The sequence below is a fragment of the Streptomyces sp. NBC_01515 genome (genome assembly GCF_045040345.1).
Classification (GTDB): Bacteria; Actinomycetota; Actinomycetes; order Streptomycetales; family Streptomycetaceae; genus Streptomyces.
On sequence record NZ_CP109416.1, the window covers coordinates 9,127,644 to 9,145,502 of the forward strand.

Here is a 17,859-nt window from a genome sequence, read left to right on the forward strand (position 1 = left end):
CATGTCGCACATCTAGTCGTACCGACTAGTCGGTACTAGCCTCCGCTCGAACGGAAGGAGCCCCCACCTTCCGCCGCCCTCTCTTGTCCCCGGCCGTTCCAAAGGGAGCCGTATGCCCTCCGCCTCCGCACCATCCGACACGCGAGGCCCCGGTGCCGACGCGCCCGGCGCCGGTGCTCGCGGCTCGCTCGCCCGGCTGTACCGCCGTGACCTGCCGGCGTATCCGGCCACCGGGCGGCGCATGTCGTATCTGGCGATCGTGGTGCTCACGACCGTCGTGCTCTACTACATGCTCTACATCCAGTACGCGGTGGCGACGTCGATCATCACGCACTTCGACATGACCTACCGCTACTTCGTGTGGGTCTCGGTCATCGGCAACGCGGTCGGCGCCTTCGCCTCACTCGTGGCCGGCCTCGCGGACCGGTGGGGGCGGGCGAACCTCGTGGTCTACGGCCTGCTCGTCGCCGCGCTCCTGGTCTTTTTCGGGTTGCCCAACGCCGGTGACAAGACGACCTACTTGGTGCTGTTCGCGGTCGTGAGCTTCATCGAGGGCATCGTGCTGGTCGCGACCCCGGCGCTGATCCGGGACTTCTCACCGCAGCTCGGCCGGGCCACCGCCATGGGCTACTGGACGATGGGCCCGGTCATCGGCAGCCTGGTCGTCACGTCGGTGACCAGCAGTACGCTCGACACCGCCAGCTGGCAGGACGAGCTGCGCTACTCCGGGGCGGCCGGGCTGGTCGTGTTCGTCGTCACCCTGTTCGCCCTGCGCGAGCTGTCCCCGGGCCTGCGCGACCAGATCATGGTGAGCCTGCGCGACCGCGCCCTGGTCGAGGCCCGCGCCAAGGGACTCGACACGGAGGCGGTACGGCGCGGGGAGTGGCGGCAGATGCTGCGCCTGGACATCCTCGGCTCGGCCTTCGCGATCGCGGTGTTCCTGCTCCTGTACTACGCGGCCGTCGGCAACTTCGTCGTCTACTTCTCGACCACCTTCGGCTACAGCGAGCAGCGCACCAACGGCCTCGCCAACTGGTACTGGGCCGCGAACGCCCTCGCGCTGATCGTGGCCGGACTGCTCTCCGACCGGCTGCTGGTGCGCAAGCCCTTCATGATCGTCGGCGGGATCGGTGCCATCGTGGCGACGGCCGTCTTCGCCTCGCTGGCCACCCATGCGACGACCGGCTACTACACCTTCGCCTGGCTGTTCGTCGCGATCGGCGTGTTCAGCGGCGTCGCCTACGCGCCGTGGATGGCGAGCTTCACCGAGACCGTCGAGAAGCGGAACCCGGCCGCGACCGCCGCGGGGCTCGCCGTCTGGGGCTGGACGGTACGGATCGTGGTCGCCGTGTCGGCGGCGTTCATCCCGGTGCTGGTCACCTCCGTCACCCCGCTCGTCGAGCACGGCGCCGAGGTGGCGGTCGCGCAGAAGCAGGCCGCCCCGGCGCTGGCCATCGTCGGCGCCCATCCTCAACTCTTCGCGGAACTGGGCAAGTACACGCCGACCACGACGCCTCCCGCCCTGGCCGCCCAGGCCGTCAAGGAAGTCGGCCCTGCCGACCTGGCCGTCGTGCAGAAGGCGCAGCCGCAGCTCAAGGTGCTCAAGGAGTACGGGACGAAGGTGCAGAAGGCCGCGAAGGACGGTCCCGGGGAGTGGCGCACCTGGTGGTGGATCTGCGTGGGCGGGCAAGTCCTGTTCCTGCCCTTCGTGTTCGTGATGGCCGGCCGCTGGAGTCCGAAGAAGGCGCGCGAGGACGCCCAGGCCCACCAGGAGGCCGTCGACCGCGAACTGGCCGCGCTCGCCGGGAGCGAGGCCTGACCGACGTATCCACCGACGCCGCGGCGTGGGCGCAACTGCCCGGCCGCGGCGCGTTGGTGACATAGCGTCAACTTGGTTCTGGTCGTGCCGGTTTGCTCAGCCGAGGGTGAAGTCGTCGGCGGTGACGTTGGACTGGCCGTACCAGCCGTGGACGAAGACCGTGACCGCTCCGCTGCTGCCGGTGGTGAAGGTGGTCTTGAGCTGGTTCCAGGCCGAGTTGTTCGACCAGGTGCTCGCGGAGGCGCCGCCGGTGACTCCGATGTAGGCGTACGGTCCCTGCACCCAAGCGGTCAGCGTGTAGCTGGTGTTGGGGGACAGGGTGACGCTCTGGTCGCACTCGCCGGTGCTGCTGGCGCTCGGGGTGACCTGGAGACTGTGGCTGCCGCTGTGGACCGGGGTGGAGACCACCGCGCTGCCGCCGGTGCAGGTCCAGGGGCTCAAACTGCCGGTCTCGAAGCCGGAGTTGGTCAGTGAGCCCCCGCCTCCTCCGCCGCCTCCCGTGGTGGTGACCGTGAGGGTGTAGGTAGCGCTGTGGCTGCCCGTCGCGGCCGTACCGGTGACGGTGATCGGGTACGTGCCCGCGGCCACGGACGAGCCGACCGTCGCCGTCAGTGTCGAACTGCCGCCGGACGTCACGGAGTTGGGGCTGAACGAGACACTGACGCCGGACGGTGCGCCGGACGCGGTGAGGCCGACGGACTCGGCACTGCCGGACGTAACCGCCGTGGACACGGCCGCAGTTGCGGAACCGCCCTGGGTGACCGAGGCCGAACCCGGTGACAGTGACACGGAGAAGTCGCTGGTGGTGCCTCCGCCGCCGCCCGAACTGCCCTCGTAGGGCACGAACGCGTCGGTGAAGGCGAGGCTGTTCTGGCTGATCTCACTGCACGTGGGCAGGGAGTTGGCGCTTCCGCCGCACGCCTGGTCCCGGGTGATCGCCCAGAACGCCAGCCGTCCGACACTGTTCTGCGCGGCGAAGCTCTCCACCGCCTGGGCGTCGGCCAGCGTGAAGGTGGAGCCGTCGTCGTTCTTGCCGATCATCGGCGTGATGCCGAGGTTGGCGTAGGTGTAACCGGAGTCGACGGACTGCATCTGCGCCAGCGTGGCCTTGGCCGCGGAGACCGCGCCCTGGCCCATCTCGGTGCCGGTGCCGGCGTAGTAGTCCATGGCCATGATGTTGACCACGTCGATCTTGATGCCCGCGTTCTTGGCGGCCTTGAGGATGTTGACGCCGTCGCCGGTCAGCCCGCTCGTCAGCACCGGCAGGGTCATGGAGAACTGGAGGTTCGGGTTGGACGCCTTGAGGTCCTTCATCGCCTGCATCTGGCGGGCGGCGGCCGCAGTGTCCGCGATGGCGGCGCCCTCGATGTCGAAGTCGAGCTGGGTGACGCCGTAGTCGTTGATGATGGCCTGGTAGCCGGCGTCGATGCTGCTCTGGGTCGAGCAGGTCCAGGCGAGCGGTTCGCCGCTGGCTCCTCCGGAGGAGACGATGACCGACGCGCCTTCGGACTTGGCCTTGGCGATCAAGGGGTCGGTGTAGGAGTCGTTGCCGATGGGGAGCGTGTCTCCCCAGATCTGGTTGCAGCCGACGCCGAGCACGAAGGCCGCGGTGTAGGCCTTGAGCTTGTGTCCGGTGATGGCGGTGTCGAGCAGTCCTTCCTGACTGTTCGACATGTCCACGTAGGGGGCCACGGAGTAGACGCTGCTTCCCGCTGCGCTGCTCGCGGGGGCCAGGGCGACGGTGACGCCGGTGGCCGCGAGCGCGAGAGCGGAGACGGTGGCCGCGAATCTTGCCAGGCGCATGACAGTTCCCCTTTCGGGGTGCCCGCTGGGGGCGAGGGGGGTGCACGGGATATTGGTACATACCAAACAACTCGCGGAGCCCTCCGTCAAGAGGACTAGACCAACTTGGTTCGGTTGGGTCGCGTCGCGTCAACTCCGGCTGGGGGAACGGCCGTAGAGGCGGTGCGTCCCTGCTCGGCTCGCGGGTTCGCCCGCGGGCGGCGCTCGTCGTGAAGGCGTGGAAAGGGCCTCTGTTCAGGAGCTAAAGCTCCCGCAAAGACTCGGGCGGTTCAGCCCGGTCGGCCCGGCCGGTTCGGCTCCCGCCCGGTCTCCCGGAGGGGTGGTGCGGGGCTACGGTCTCGACGGCCCGGACTCGCGCCGAAGTGCCGGCCGGGTCCGGAGCCGCCGGGCCCGCCCCACTCGCCGGACCAGCCAGGTTCGGCGAGTCCACCGGGGCGCGGGAGCCTCGCCGGGTCCGTCCGCGGCCCCTTGTGCTCAGGTCGGCGGCGTCACGCGCGCCCTGGGCACCCATGACCCCCGACCCCATCCGTTCAAGAACTCCGTCCCCAGAAACTCCCGCTCGCCTCGTTGACACACCATCAACACACCCGTTTCACTCGTCACTCGTGCATTGGCAACGTTGTCAGGCCGTGGGAGCGACCAGGAACTGTTGCCTGTCGTCGGCGTTCCGGTGTTCTCCGGTGCGCCGCCACCTGATCTGCGAAGCACGAACCGCTGCGGAGGCGACCGATGGTGAGACCCCGACGTTCAGCCGTGCCACGTGACCGCAACAGATTCCGTCAACGCCTCGCCGTGGCCTGCGTGTTGGGCCTGACCGCCCTGCCGCTCACGGCGATCGGCAGCGCCCAGGCCGCGAGCACCGCGACGCCGGCGCTCGTGACGGACCCCGCGTCCCTCGTCAACCCGCTCATCGGCACCTCCGGTGCGGTCGACACCTTCCCCGGTCCCGACATGCCCGCCGGCATGGTGCAGTGGGGTCCCGACACGACGCCCAACCGTCCCGAGGGCGGCGGCTACGAGTACAACGACAACAAGCTCTCCGGCTTCAGCCTCACCCACGTCTCTGGACCGGGCTGTTCCGTCGCTGGCGACCTGCCGATCCTGCCGGTGACCGGTTCGCTGTCGGGTGACCTCGGCAGCACGTCCGTCGGGTTCAGCCACGCCGACGAGCAGGCCGGCATCGGGCGCTACAAGGTCACCGACGCGAACGGCGTCAAGACCGAGCTGACCGACACCACCCGCGCCGGTCTCGGCACCTTCACCTTCCCGACGGGTCAACAGGCCAACCTGCTCTTCAAGTTGAGCGGCGGCGCCACACAGGTCGACGGGACCCGCGTCCAGGTGATCAACAACAAGGAGATCAGCGGCGCGGTCGACAGCGGTCACTTCTGCGGCGCGAGCAACCGGTACACGCTGCACTTCGACATCAAGTTCGACCAGCCGTTCACCGCGAGCGGCACCTGGGTCGGCGGCACCATCAACCCCGACGCGAAGTCGCTGAAGGCCGGCAAGGTCCAACTCGCCCCGCACGCGACCGAGTCGGCGCCGCTGAAGGAGAAGCACTTCACCGTCCCGGCGACGCCGGCCCCCACGGTCCACGGGACCGGTCCAAAAGCCAAAGCCAAAGCCAAAGCCAAAGCCAAGGCCGCCGAGCCGCCCACGACCGGCGCGAACGGCATGTACCTCACCTTCGACACCGCCGCGAACCCCACGGTGAGCGCGAAGGTCGGCGTCTCGTACACGAGCGACGCGGGCGCGGCGAACAACCTCGGCACCGAGATCAAGAACTGGAACGTCGGCGCCGTGGAACGGTCCAACCACGATGCCTGGAACACCGTACTGAACAAGATCCAGGTCGGCGGCGGATCTGCCGACCAGCAGACGCAGTTCTACAGCGCGCTCTACCACGCGCTGCTGCACCCGAACGTCTTCTCCGACGACAACGGCCAGTACATGGGCATGGACAACCAGGTCCACACACTGGCCAAGGGGCAGCACGCCCAGTACGCCAACTACTCGGGCTGGGACACCTATCGCTCCCAGACACAGCTGATGGCGATGGTCGAACCCAAGGTCACCGCCGACGTAGTCACCTCGATGCTCAACGGCTACGACCAGACAGGCCTGTTGCCCAAGTGGGCCTCGAACAACGGCGAGAGCTACGTCATGGTCGGCGACCCGGCCGCCGGCATCATCGCCGACGCGTACGCCTTCGGCGCGACGGGCTTCGACACGACCAAGGCCCTCGCCGCTCTGCAGCACGAGGCCACCGTCCCCAACAACGACCGCCCCGGCGAGTCCGTACGGGACGCCAAGGGCTACCTCCCGCTGGACGAGAACGACTACGGCTGCTGCAACTTCTACGGCCCCGTCTCCACCCAACTGGAGTACGACTCCGCCGACTACGCCATCGCCGCCTTCGCGAAGTCGCTGGGCAAGACGTCCGTCTACGAGAAGTTCGCCACCCGCGCCCAGGACTGGATGAACGTCTTCAACCCGCAGACCGGTTACATGCAGGGCAAGAACAAGGACGGCCAGTTCGCGGGCGGGTTCACCCCCGGCACCTCCAACGGCTTCGTCGAGGGCACCTCCGCGCAGTACACGCCGATGGTCCCGTTCAACCTGCAACAGCTCATCCAGGCCCGCGGCGGCACCAAGGCCTACTCGTCGTACCTGGACAGCCTGCTCGACGACATCACCACCCCGGGCAACGCCGACGCCGACCTCAGCAACGAGCCCAGCGTCGAGATCCCCTGGGAGTACGACTACACCGGCCAGCCATGGAAGACGCAGGCGGCCGTCCGCGAGGCGCAGCAGAAGCTGTACTTCAACGCCCCGGTCGGCTCGTTCGGCAACGACGACCTCGGCGCGATGAGTTCGTGGTACGTCTGGTCCGAGCTCGGCATGTACCCGGAGACCCCGGGCACGGACACCCTGGCGCTCGGCAGCCCGGCGTTCCCGGCGGCCAAGGTGACCTTCGGCAGCGGAAAGACGGTGCGGATCAACGCCCCGCAGGCCGCGCCCGACGCGCCGTACGTGCAGTCGCTCGCCCTCAAGGGGCAGGCTTGGAACGCTCCATGGCTGACGTACCAGAAGTTCCAGGGGGCCGGCTCCCTCGACTTCACGCTCGGCACGCAGCCCAACACCGCCTGGGCGTCAGCCCCTTCGGCGGCCCCGCCCTCGGACACCACGGGCGGCGGCCGGGTGCTGGCCGCGGCCGGCCCCTCCAACGGCCTTGTACTCCAGCCGGGTTCGGCCGGTGACGGCACGCTCGACCTGACCAACCTCGGCAGCGCGGCCGTCACCGTCGACTGGAAGGCGACGGCTCCCTCCGGCGTCACGCCGACCCCGGCGTCCGGATCGCTGACGGTGCCTGCGGCGGGCAGCGCCGAGGCGAAGGTCAAGGTGACGGCGGGCGCGGACGAAGGCCTGTTCCCGGTCACGTTCGCGCTGACCGACCACACCTCCGGTGCGACGCTGGCCGGGGCGACGCTCCGGGTGGCCGTGGCCAAGGCCGGTGCGCTGTGGCCGTACAACACGAACGAGGGCATCTATCCCGACGGCGCCACCTTCTCGGGCGGTTTCGACGGCGGGGGTTGGGCCTTCTCGCAGAACGCGCTGGCGGCCGCGGGTGTCACGAGCGGTTCGCCGCTCACGGTCGACGGCGTCAACTACAACTGGCCGACGGTGACTTCGGGACAGCTGGACAACCTGGAGATGGCCGGCCAGACCATCTCGATGCCGGCCGGTACGTCGGGTGCGTCGCTGGGGCTGCTCGGTACGGCGACCAACGCGCCGACCGACGGCAGCGGCGTCTCGGGCACGGTGACCGTCACCTACACCGACGGCACCACCTCCCAGGGGACGGTCGCCTTCCCGGACTGGACCCTCAACGGCGGTTCCAGCAAGCCGATTCCGGGCGACACGACCGCCGCGACGACGGCTTACCGGAACACCGGGAGCGGGGGCCGGGACAGCGTGAAGACCTACGTCTTCGCCGCGAAGGTCTCGCTGGACTCGTCGAAGCAGGTCGCGTCGATCACGCTGCCGGTGACGGGTTCGACGGGAACCGACCACCTGTTCTCGTACGGCTTCGGCCAGTAGCCAGTAGCCAGTAGCCAGTAGCCAGTAGCAAACAACCAATAGCCGAAGGCTAGTTATCGAAGGTGGACCAGGATCCGGCCCGCGTTGGCCGGGTCCTGTTCCACGCGGGCGTAGAGCTTCTTGATGTGCTTCTGCGCCAGCACGGCCAGCACGCGCTTCTTGAGCTGGCCCGTCCCCTTGCCCGGGATGATCTGGATGGTGTCGACGCCGGTGGCGGCCGCCTTGAAGAGGGTCTGCCGCAGGGCCGTGTCGATGTCGCGATCGCTGCGGAAGTAGGGGTGCAGATCCAGGGTGATCAGGGTCATCGCCTCCGGGGTGTTCTCCAACTCTGGTTCTACGAGGCGGTCGTCCCGTAGCGCGAGGACGGAGCCTCGCCCCGACCCTAGGCTCGATCACATCGAGAGAGCGACAGCTCTTCCGTGGCACCGGCCGGCGCCTGTCCAATTCCCCCACGACGAAGAGGCGTTGTGTCCCCTTTCGGATTGATCGGATCGACCAGTTCCCCGGGCAGTCAGTCCCGGACGCGCCGTGCCGCCACCGGAGTCCTGGCCGCCTCGGCCGTCGTCCTCACGCTGAGCGCGCCGATCGCGGCGGCCACCTCCACCGATGGGCCCGCCTATGTGGCGCGCGGCGACTCCTACGCCTCCGGGGCCGGACTGGCGGGTGTGAAGGACAAGGAGTGCGACCGTACGACCGGCAGCTACCCCAGTCTGATCTCCCGGTTCGCCTCGATGGTGGGCCTCAACCACACGTTCGACGACGTCACGTGCAGCGGCGCCACCACGAACAACTACTGGAATCCCAAAGGCAGTAAGGCTCCCCAGGCCGACGCGCTCACTCCCCGCACGAGACTCGTCACCCTGACCATCGGCGGCAACGACGTCGGCTTCAGCAGTGTGCTCGCCACCTGTGCACGTGTCGCCGCGACGGACCGCGAGGGCACCCCCTGCAAGCAGTACTTCACGGCGGACGGCAAGGACGTACTGGCCGACCGCGTCGTCACTATGGAGGGGCGCGTCCACGATGTGCTCGCCGACATCAGGCGACGCAGTCCGCACGCCAAGGTGATCGTCGTCGGTTACCCGGCGCTCTTCCCCGACAACGGCGTCGGCTGCGCCGAAGTCCCCTTCGCCAAGGGCGACTTCGCGTATCTGCGGGACACCACGAAGCAGGCCAACGCGGCGCTACTACGCCAGGCGGCGGCCGAGGGCGCCCACGCCTCCTACGCGGACACCTACACGGCGACGGTGGGCCACGACATGTGCCGACCCCGTGAGGACCGATGGGTCGAGTCGCTCACCCCCGCTGCCAACACCGCAGCCGCGCACCCCAATGAGTCCGGCCAGTTCGCCATGGCCATCGCCACCCTGCGGCAGATCTACAAGCCGTAGACGACACACGACACCGGACGGACGACAGCGCCTCAAGGCGTACACCCCGAGGCTGACAGGCCGCGCGGATATCCGCCGGAGGCCCGATGACGCTTCCTCGGTCCTGCCTGCAAGGTGGCGGCCATGGGTGAACCCAGAGAACTGACGAAGTGTCATAGACGGTCCTTAGCAGGTAGGTTGACGGCTTTCGCGGCCGTCCTGTGTCTCACCTCGGCCACTGTCGCGCTGCTGCCCACACCCTCGTCCGCCGCGACGGGGCCGGGTGGCACGACGGTGGCCGAGGGCGGTCACACGGTCCGGATCAGTCGCACCGAGTACGGCGTCCCGCACATCCTGGCCCAGGACTTCGACGGGCTCGGATATGGATACGGGTACGCGTTCGCGCAGGACAACGTGTGCGAACTCGCCGACCACGTGGTGACCTTGAGGGGTGAGCGGTCCCGGTACTTCGGGCCCGACGGAGAGCCCGGCGAAGACGAAGCCCAAGGCTCCAACCTCGCGAGCGACACCTACTACAGCGGGCAGCGGCGCGCGGGCACCGTCCACCAACTGCTCGCCCGGAAGGCCCCGTTGGGCCCGACAGCGGAACTGCGCCGGATGGTCGAGGGATACGCCGCCGGGTACAACCGCTATCTCCGCGACACCGGCGTCGACCACCTGCCGGACCCGACGTGCAAGGGCAAGCCCTGGGTCCGGCCGATCACCGCACTCGACCTGTGGAACGTCGTCTACGACGTCAACAGGGTGACCGCGACAGTGCCGTTGGCCCCGGACATCGGCGACGCGAAGCCTCCGACGACGACCGCCGCCGACGGCAAGGACACGGCGGCCTCCAGCGCAACCGCCGAGACCTCCGCCGCCCCGGCCCTCGCCTCCGCCGACGTCGGCAGCAACGGCTGGGCCCTCGGCCGCGACGCGACCCGCACCGGCAACGCCATGGTCCTCGCCAACCCGCACCTTCCCTGGGCGGTCGGCTACTTCCGTTTCTACCAAGTGCAGTTGACGATCCCCGGCACCCTGGACGTCTCCGGCGCCGGCCTCTACGGCACACCCCTGGTCGAGATCGGCCACAACCGCACCCTCGCCTGGACCCACACCGCGAGCGACGCCCAACACGCCTCCGTCTACGCGCTGAAGCTCGCACCCGGCGACCCGACCAGCTACCTGCTCGACGGCAGGACCGTGCCGATGGAACGCCGTACGGTTCCCGTCACCGTCCGGGACGCGAGCGGCGGCCTCTCGACCGTCGAACGCACCCTGTACTCCTCGCACTTCGGTCCCGTCCTCTCCTCCGGCTGGACCGCGACGACCGCCTACGCGATCCGTGACGCCAACGCCGACAACCTGCGCTCCATGAACACCTGGCTGGCCATGGGCAAGGCACGGAACCTCGGCCAACTCCGCGCCGCCCAGAACGAGTTCCAGGGCATTCCCTGGACCTACACCCTCGCGGCCGACACCAGCGGCGGCACATACTTCACCGACTCCTCGGCCGTCCCGCACCTCACCGACGCCCAACTCGCCCACTGCACCCTCCCGGACGACGAGGGGCCGACCGCCCTGGACGGTTCGACGTCGGCCTGTGCCTGGGGGAGTGACCCCGACGCACTCGTGCCCGGCCTCTACGGACCCGCGCAGCAACCGGAGTTGAGCCGTACCGACTACGTCGCCAACTCCAACAACGGCCCCCAGTACGTCAATCCGGAGGCGCCGATCACCGGCCTCCCGGGCGTGTACGACACCGATCCCCACCTCGACGGGCGGGCCCAGCTCGGACTCCGCATGATCGCCCAACGCCGGGACGGCACCGACGGGTTGGGCGCACCGGGCTTCACCGAAAGCACCCTGCGTGACTCGATGCTCGGCAACCGCGTCCTGTCGGCCGAGACGGGCCGTGACGACATCGTCGGCATGTGCCGCGCCCACCCGAGCCTGACGGCCACGGACGGCACGCGGATCGACGTACGGCAGGCCTGTGCGACCCTCGCCCGCTGGGACACCCGCGCCGACACCACCAGCCGGGGCATCGTGCTCTGGAGCACGTTCTACGACCGTCTCCTCGACGGCGGTCCGCCCGACACCTGGCGTCGCGTCCCCTACGACCCCGCCCAACCCCTCACCACACCAAGGGGGTTCAACGGCGAGGACCCGCGCGTCCAGCGCGCCCTGGCCGACGCCGTCCAGGACTTCGCCGCCCGTGACCTCCCGGTCGACGTCGAACTCGGCGCCGTACAGAAATGGGACGGCATCCCGCTGCCCGGCTGTGACGCGGGCTGTTTCGACGTCGTGGAGGCGGATCCGGACTCGGGCACCGGCACCCCGACCGCCGGGGCCTTCGGCACCACCTTCCTGATGACCGTCGAACTGACCCCGGACGGCCCGCGCGCCCACACCCTCCTCACCTACGGCCAGTCCGCGAACCCGGCGTCGCCCCACTTCTCGGACCAGACCCGCCTCTTCTCGCGCAAGCGGTGGGTCACGGAGCGGTTCACCCAGGCGGAGATCTCCGGCGCCCCGGGTCTGGAGGTGACGACTCTGCGCAGGTGACACGGGTCGACGTAGCGCGGGCCGGTCGTAACTCGGCCGCCGCGGTGCGGGGTTGACTGGTCTATACCCTTGACTGGTACATACCAATGCGGTTCAGTGAGGGGCACCATCCCCCACCACGGCCGCCCCCCCACGCCGTGACCGGTCCGACCGGCCCGTGCGCACCAAGGCTCCGCTTCGCCCTGCCCTTGGCGGGGTACGGCCGTGCTCCGCAGAGGAGTTGAACCCTGTGTCGAGACGCCGCATCGCCGCAGTGCTGACCGCACTCGTCCTCGGTAGCCTGACGCCCGTGGTCCTTCCCGCCGCCGGCGCGTCCGCCGCCTCCTGTTCCAGCTATCCGAACTGGGTGGCCGGCAAGTCGTACGTCACCGGCAACATCGTCCGCTACACCGACGGCAAGGCGTACATCGCCGAGCACGACAACCCGGGCTACGACCCGGTCATCAGCACCTGGTTCTGGGAGCCGTACGCCTGCGACGGCTCCGGCACGCCCGTGGGCAACTTCGTGGTGAGCGAGGCCCAGTTCAACCAGATGTTCCCGAGCCGCAACTCCTTCTACACCTACAGCGGTCTCACCGCCGCCCTCAGCGCCTACCCGGGTTTCGCGAACACCGGCAGCGACACCACGAAGAAGCAGGAGGCCGCCGCCTTCCTCGCCAACGTCAGCCATGAGACGGGCGGGCTGGTGTACATCGTCGAGCAGAACACCGCCAACTACCCGACGTACTGCGACTGGTCCCAGTCGTACGGCTGCCCGGCCGGCCAGTCCGCCTACTACGGGCGCGGTCCGCTGCAGATCAGCTGGAACTTCAACTACAAGGCGGCCGGGGACGCGCTGGGCATCGACCTGCTGGGCAACCCCTGGCTGGTGCAGAACGACTCGGCCGTGGCCTGGAAGACCGCGCTCTGGTACTGGAACACCCAGAGCGGTCCCGGTTCCATGACCCCGCACAACGCGATGGTCAACGGCGCCGGCTTCGGCCAGACCATCCGCAGCATCAACGGCTCGATCGAGTGCGACGGCAAGAGCCCCGCCCAGGTGCAGAGCCGCGTGGACGCCTACACGCGGTTCACCTCGATCCTCGGGACCAGCACCGGGGCCAACCTCTACTGCTGACCGTGCGGCACGGGTGCCGGCTGGACCGTTCCAACGGCCGGTGCCCGTCCCACCCACGCGTTCCAGGGGCGGTACGTTCCAGCAGGTCAGACCCTGTGTGAGCGTTCCAGCTTCCCGTTTCCCCCGACTGTTCTGGCGGCTGGGACGGATCGCCGCGCAAGCTGCGGTTGTTCGCAGCGAGACCCACCACGAACCCGGTGGCTCGCCTTCCAGCACCGCACTCAGGGGGAACCCGATCATGTCCGACGCCATCTTCCGCCGCCGTACGGCACTCCTCACCGCGACCCTCGTCGCGGCCGCCTCGCTGGCGCTGACCGCCTGCGGCACCGACCGGGACTCGGCGGCCGAGAACACGCCGACCGTCGCCGCCGACAACGGCATCTCCTCGACCGCGACGCCCAAGACGGACGCGGGGGACACCCGGGCCGCCGCCTCCGGTACGGACGCGTCCGTGACCTCGAAGTCGGGCAGCGGCAGCACCACCGCCAAGGGGTCCACCGGGGCCAAGGGAGCGACCTCCAGCATCGTCACCTGCACCGGCGCCAACACCAAGGTCACCGCGCAGACCGTGTCGCGTCCGCTGAACCACCTGCTGCTGACGGTCAAGAACACCGGCTCCAAGACCTGCTACCTGTACGGCTACCCGGCCCTGCGGTTCACGGACGCCCAGGCCGTGCCCCCGGTCGACGAGGACACGCAGCCGCAGTCGGTCACCACGCTCCGCCCCGGACAGTCGGGCTACGCGGGCGTCCTCCTCTCCGCCGCCGACGGCAGCGGCTCCGGCGGCTACACCGCGAAGACGCTCTCGGTGATCTTCCAGAACCGCGCGCTCGACTTCGTGGGCTCGGGCGTCAAGGTAGCGCTGCCCAGCAAGGGCGTGTACATCGACAGCTCGCTGACCACCACCTACTGGCTGACCAACCCCTCGGACGCCCTCAACTAGGCAGCCCGTGCCGCGAAGTTCCCTGCCGCACAGAGAGGACGTAGGTGTGTCCAGTACATCGAACAACGTGAACCGGCGGCCCGATCCCGGGGCGCCCGCGCACGAGTACTTCGAGGTGGTGTGGCACACCTCGTCCGACGGCGCGTTCAGGAGAGCGGGCGTGCTGGTCTGGGAGATCATCGGTATCGCCGTGGGCCTGCACTCGGCGGACGAGGTGCAGCCGAGCGGTATCGAGATCCGCGAGTGGGAGGGCCCGCTCGTCGTCAGGTTCGTCTACGGCGACGATCACGAACTCGCCCGCCGGCACACGGCGTTGGTGGAACGCCGGCTCTGGAGCTGCACGGTGGGGGAGTTCCTCGCCTTCCTCCGCGAGACGGCCGCCGACCCGACGACGCAACCGGGATCCAACCCGACGACGCAACCCGGATCGGCGGATTTACCTCTCTTGGACTGCGCGTAGCCGACCCGGGCCGCATCAGCTTCTGGAACCACTTGAACCAGTCGAGGAGACATCCCCCATGTTCGACAGCCCCCTTCCCGGGAGCCGAGTTCTCCGCCGTCGTGCCACGGCGCTGACCGTGGCCGGTACGGCTCTCGCGCTCGCCGTTCCCGTCTCGGCCACGGCCGTCTCCGGCGTCGGCCGCGCCGCCGCTGCCCCCGACCCGGTGTCCTCCTTCTCGTTCACCGCCCAGGAACGCAAGGACGCCCTCGCCTACTGGACCCCGGCCCGGATCAAGGCCGTAGGAAAGTCGGTTGACCTCGGGCCGACCGGGCCGAAGACCAAGACGTGGACCGGTCCACAGCTGAAGACCGTGGGGCGGATGTTCATGGTCAACGCCGCGGGGGCCGACACCTGGTGCACGGCCACCGCCGTGAAGAGCGCCAACCGGTCGGTGGTGATGACCGCGGGGCACTGTGTCCGGCGGTCCGCCTCGCCCGTCAACACCAACATGTCGATGGTGTTCGTACCGGCCTACAGCAAGGGCAAGCAGCCGTACGGCGCCTTCGCGGTGCGTACCGTCCTGACGCCGCGTGCCTTCGCGGAGGAGGGGACGAACGACGTGGCCGCGATGGTCGTCGACGCCGACAAGAGCGGTCGTAGGCTCACGGACGTCGTGGGCGGGACGCCGATCGCGTTCAACCGGGCCGTCGGCGGGAAGATCTCGTCCTTCGGCTACCCCGCCACCCACCCGCAGCTCGGCGAGGAACTCCTGCGCTGTGTGGGCACGGAGAAGAAGGAGAACGGCCAGCAGGTGGTCCCCTGCGACATGACCGGCGGGTCCAGCGGCGGCCCGTGGCTGGCCGACCTCAACGAGACCACCGGGCAGGGCACCCTCGTCTCGGTCAACAGTTCGCTGGACGGCTTCACGCCGACCAAGATGTACGGCGAGATCCTGGGCGCCACGGCCAAGACGATGTACGGGCGGGCCGAACGCGGCTGATCTCAGGGCCCGTTGAGGAGGGCTGCCCCCGCCGACAGGGGCAGCCCTACGCGAATACCGCCAGGGGAGGTGCGGTGCCGGATGCCTTGCCATGACAGCCGTGGGGTTGACCAACACTGCCGGCCCCGACACTTCCCGTTCCCCTGGCGGTAGTTCCAGCTTGGGGTGCCGGGCGGGTGCGGGGGGTGTGAACTCCGGGATATCGGTGGGGATATCGGTGCACGTAGTCGTCGGCGGGGGTCTCGGAAGGGGTACGTAAGTACCTCGTACCTATGCCGATTTGGTGCCCTCGGGCTGTGCCGCGGCCAGGATCTCGGTACGCGAGGTGATGCCCAACTTGGCGAGGATGTGCTCGACATGGGCGTCCACGGTGCGTTTGGAGATGACGAGCCGTTCGGCGATCTCCCGGTTGGACAGGCCCTGGGTGACGAGCGCGGCGACCTCGCGTTCGCGGCGGGTGAGGGGATCGGCGGGGCGGGTGTCCGGCGTCGCGGGGCGGGCCGTAGGGATGCCGGGCGGTTCGTCCGCGTCCGTGCGTACGGCGTCCAGGAGTTCGCGGCCCGACATCCGGGCGCCCGCCTCCCGCCAGCGCTCGTACGGTTCGGCGCCCAACGCGGTGCGTACCGACCGCTGTTGGGACTCCTGTTCCTCCAGCAGCCGGGGCAGCATGCCGACCGGGTCGCCGCCCAGCCGTCGCGCGTGCTCCGCGTAGCCCATCAGCCAGCAGGCCCGGACGTACCGCTTCTGCCCGGCCGCGTGCCAGGCGAGGCCCAGGGACGCGAGCGCCGCGACCAGCACCTCGCCGATCTCGCTCGCCGCTTCCAGGCCCCGGCGCAACGCCGTCGCGCTCTCCTCGGGCCGGCCGACGAGCCACAGGATGATGCCCTGGACGGTGAGCGTGGAGCCGTACAACTGGCGCTCGCCGCGGCCCTCCAGATACGTCAGGCCCGTCTCGCACCACTCCAGCGCACGGTCCGTGTAGCCCAACGCGGCGTACAACAGGGCGCCTTCATAGTGGACGACGCCGATGCCCAGCGCGTCGTCCGCCGCGATCATCCGCCGACGGACCGTTTCGAGCGCCGCCGCCCCTTCTTCCACGGCCCCGCCGAGCACGGTCAGGGCGCTCAAGTAGCCCTCGCTGAACAGTTCCACGCGGCTCTCGCCGACGCGCCGCGCCACGTCGAGGGCCTGCGGGAACCGGTCCAACGCCGTCTCCAGGTCGGCCGTCCAGATCCCGAACACCCCGGTCATGAACAGCCCCCAGGCCCGCGTCGCGGAGTCCTCCGGGACGAGGCCGAGCCCCTTGTCGATCCAGTACCGGCCCTCCGACAGCGTGCCCGCCGCCCGCCAGTACGCCCCGAGCCGCGTCGCCAGCCACAGCGCGTCCGTCGCCCGTCCCTCGGTGGCGCAGCCGTACTTCAGGGCCGCCCGGACGTCGGCGATCTCCGCCCGTACGGCGTGGTGCAGTTGGACCTGGCCCCGGCCCATCAGACCGTTCCAAAAACGGCCGACGAGTTCGTCGTAGTGGGCGAAGTGCCGTTGTCGTACGGCCTCGGCGTCGTCGGTGCCGGCCAGGCGAGCGGTGCCGTACTCGCGGATGGTGTCCAGGAGCCGGTAGCGGCCGCCGTCCTCGCCGATGCGCTGGACGACCGACTTGTCGACGAGCCCGATCAGCGCCTCGACGACCTGCCCGCCGTCGAGTTGGACCGTTCCACCAGGGTCGTCGCCCGCGCACACCCGCTCGGCGGCGGACAGTTCGAAGGAACCGGCGAACACCGACAGCCGCGCCCACAGGAGTTGTTCCTGGGGTGTGCACAGGTCGTAGGACCAGTCGATGGCGGCGCGCAGGGTCTGGTGGCGGGTGAGCGCCGTGCGGCGGCCGCCGGTCAGGACCTCGCAGTGGCGGTCCAGGCGGGCGACGAGTTCCGCGAGGGGGACGGCCCGCAGGCGGACGGCCGCGAGTTCGAGGGCGAGGGGGATGCCGTCGAGGCGGTCGACGAGGGCGAGGGTGTGCTCCCGGTCGGCGCCGTCGAGGGCGGGGCCGCCGGTGACGGCCGCGGCGCGCTGCGCGAACAGGTCGACGGCGTCGGCGCGGGCCAGCGGGGCGATCGGCAGACAGCGCTCACCGGGCACGTCGAGCGGCTGCCGACTGGTGGCGAGGACGCTCAGCCCGGGGGCCTCGCGCAGCAGGATGTCGCAGAGCATCGCGCACGCGTCGACCAAGTGCTCGCAGGTGTCGAGGATGATCAACATCCGCCGCCCGCGCAGGTGTTCCACGATGGCGTCCAACGGGGTCATGCCGGACTGCTCGGGCAGTTCCAGGACGCCCGCGAGCGTCGGCGGCACCAACTCCGGGTCGTGCAGCGCCGACAGCTCCACCAGCCGCACCCCGTCGGCGAACCGGTCCCCGGCCGCGCGGGCCGCCCGCAGTGCCGTACGGCTCTTGCCGACCCCGCCCGGACCGACCAGCGTGACCAGCCGCGACCGTGCCAACTCGGTGTGCAGCATCCCGAGTTCCTCGGTGCGTCCGACGAAGCTGGTCAACTCCACCGGGAGTTGACCGCCCCGCCGCTGTCCGAAGCCGTATCCCATGCCGCCCCCATACCCGTCCGCCAACCGGTCACCACAGCGTAGGCGAGTGACTCCCGAGCGTGAACGGTAGTCGAGTCCGGCGGGTGGGCGCGAGATCGCGC

11 protein-coding genes are annotated in these 17,859 nt (G+C 69.6%); 8 read left to right on the forward strand and 3 right to left on the reverse strand.

Annotated elements, in window-relative coordinates:
- Positions 1 to 112 precede the first annotated feature (112 nt).
- Positions 113 to 1,819: a nitrate/nitrite transporter gene (locus tag OG407_RS40775; protein WP_405865208.1), complete on the forward strand. Its 1,707-nt coding sequence runs from the start codon at positions 113 to 115 to the stop codon at positions 1,817 to 1,819.
- Between the two features lie 96 nt (positions 1,820 to 1,915).
- On the opposite strand, the gene OG407_RS40780 is transcribed toward OG407_RS40775, so the two are convergent.
- Positions 1,916 to 3,622: a carbohydrate binding domain-containing protein gene (locus OG407_RS40780; RefSeq protein WP_405865210.1), complete on the reverse strand. Its 1,707-nt coding sequence runs from the start codon at positions 3,620 to 3,622 to the stop codon at positions 1,916 to 1,918.
- A gap of 753 nt (positions 3,623 to 4,375) precedes the next feature.
- Here OG407_RS40780 and OG407_RS40785 point away from each other — a divergent pair.
- The gene (locus tag OG407_RS40785; protein WP_405865212.1) at positions 4,376 to 7,726 is read left to right on the forward strand and encodes a lectin; all 3,351 of its coding nucleotides are present in this window, start codon (positions 4,376 to 4,378) and stop codon (positions 7,724 to 7,726) included.
- Positions 7,727 to 7,779: 53 nt separating this feature from the next.
- Here the strand turns inward: OG407_RS40785 and OG407_RS40790 are convergent, their stop codons facing one another.
- Positions 7,780 to 8,031, reverse strand: a complete 252-nt coding sequence (locus OG407_RS40790; RefSeq protein WP_405865214.1) for a Smr/MutS family protein — start codon at positions 8,029 to 8,031, stop codon at positions 7,780 to 7,782.
- 177 nt (positions 8,032 to 8,208) lie between these two features.
- On the opposite strand from OG407_RS40790, the gene OG407_RS40795 reads away from it, so the two are divergent.
- The 6 genes from OG407_RS40795 to OG407_RS40820 all read left to right on the forward strand — a co-directional run bounded on the left by OG407_RS40795 (position 8,209) and on the right by OG407_RS40820 (position 15,166).
- Positions 8,209 to 9,117, forward strand: coding sequence for an SGNH/GDSL hydrolase family protein (locus OG407_RS40795; protein WP_405865216.1), 909 nt, complete (start codon positions 8,209 to 8,211; stop codon positions 9,115 to 9,117).
- 177 nt (positions 9,118 to 9,294) lie between these two features.
- On the forward strand, positions 9,295 to 11,664 hold the full coding sequence (locus tag OG407_RS40800; RefSeq protein WP_405865218.1) for a penicillin acylase family protein: 2,370 nt from the start codon (positions 9,295 to 9,297) through the stop codon (positions 11,662 to 11,664).
- A 229-nt stretch (positions 11,665 to 11,893) separates the two neighbouring features.
- A complete protein-coding gene (locus tag OG407_RS40805; protein WP_328676552.1) occupies positions 11,894 to 12,781 on the forward strand; it encodes a glycoside hydrolase family 19 protein in 888 nt (295 codons plus the stop codon).
- Between the two features lie 238 nt (positions 12,782 to 13,019).
- Positions 13,020 to 13,724: a DUF4232 domain-containing protein gene (locus OG407_RS40810; RefSeq protein WP_405865220.1), complete on the forward strand. Its 705-nt coding sequence runs from the start codon at positions 13,020 to 13,022 to the stop codon at positions 13,722 to 13,724.
- A gap of 46 nt (positions 13,725 to 13,770) precedes the next feature.
- A complete protein-coding gene (locus OG407_RS40815; protein WP_405865222.1) occupies positions 13,771 to 14,184 on the forward strand; it encodes a hypothetical protein in 414 nt (137 codons plus the stop codon).
- A gap of 58 nt (positions 14,185 to 14,242) precedes the next feature.
- Positions 14,243 to 15,166 (forward strand): trypsin-like serine peptidase, encoded by a 924-nt coding sequence (locus tag OG407_RS40820; RefSeq protein ID WP_405865224.1) that lies wholly within the window; start codon positions 14,243 to 14,245, stop codon positions 15,164 to 15,166.
- Between the two features lie 270 nt (positions 15,167 to 15,436).
- Here the strand turns inward: OG407_RS40820 and OG407_RS40825 are convergent, their stop codons facing one another.
- Complete coding sequence (locus OG407_RS40825) at positions 15,437 to 17,758, reverse strand: LuxR C-terminal-related transcriptional regulator (protein ID WP_405865226.1); 2,322 nt, start codon at positions 17,756 to 17,758, stop codon at positions 15,437 to 15,439.
- Positions 17,759 to 17,859: the final 101 nt, after the last annotated feature.

Coding starts and splice junctions, on each gene's coding strand:
- OG407_RS40820 (WP_405865224.1), top strand. CDS start 14,243: ATGTTCGACAGCCCCCTTCCCGGGAGCCGAGTTCTCCGCCGTCGTGCC.
- OG407_RS40775 (WP_405865208.1), top strand. CDS start 113: ATGCCCTCCGCCTCCGCACCATCCGACACGCGAGGCCCCGGTGCCGAC.
- OG407_RS40780 (WP_405865210.1), bottom strand. CDS start 3,622: ATGCGCCTGGCAAGATTCGCGGCCACCGTCTCCGCTCTCGCGCTCGCG.
- OG407_RS40825 (WP_405865226.1), bottom strand. CDS start 17,758: ATGGGATACGGCTTCGGACAGCGGCGGGGCGGTCAACTCCCGGTGGAG.
- OG407_RS40810 (WP_405865220.1), top strand. CDS start 13,020: ATGTCCGACGCCATCTTCCGCCGCCGTACGGCACTCCTCACCGCGACC.
- OG407_RS40790 (WP_405865214.1), bottom strand. CDS start 8,031: ATGACCCTGATCACCCTGGATCTGCACCCCTACTTCCGCAGCGATCGC.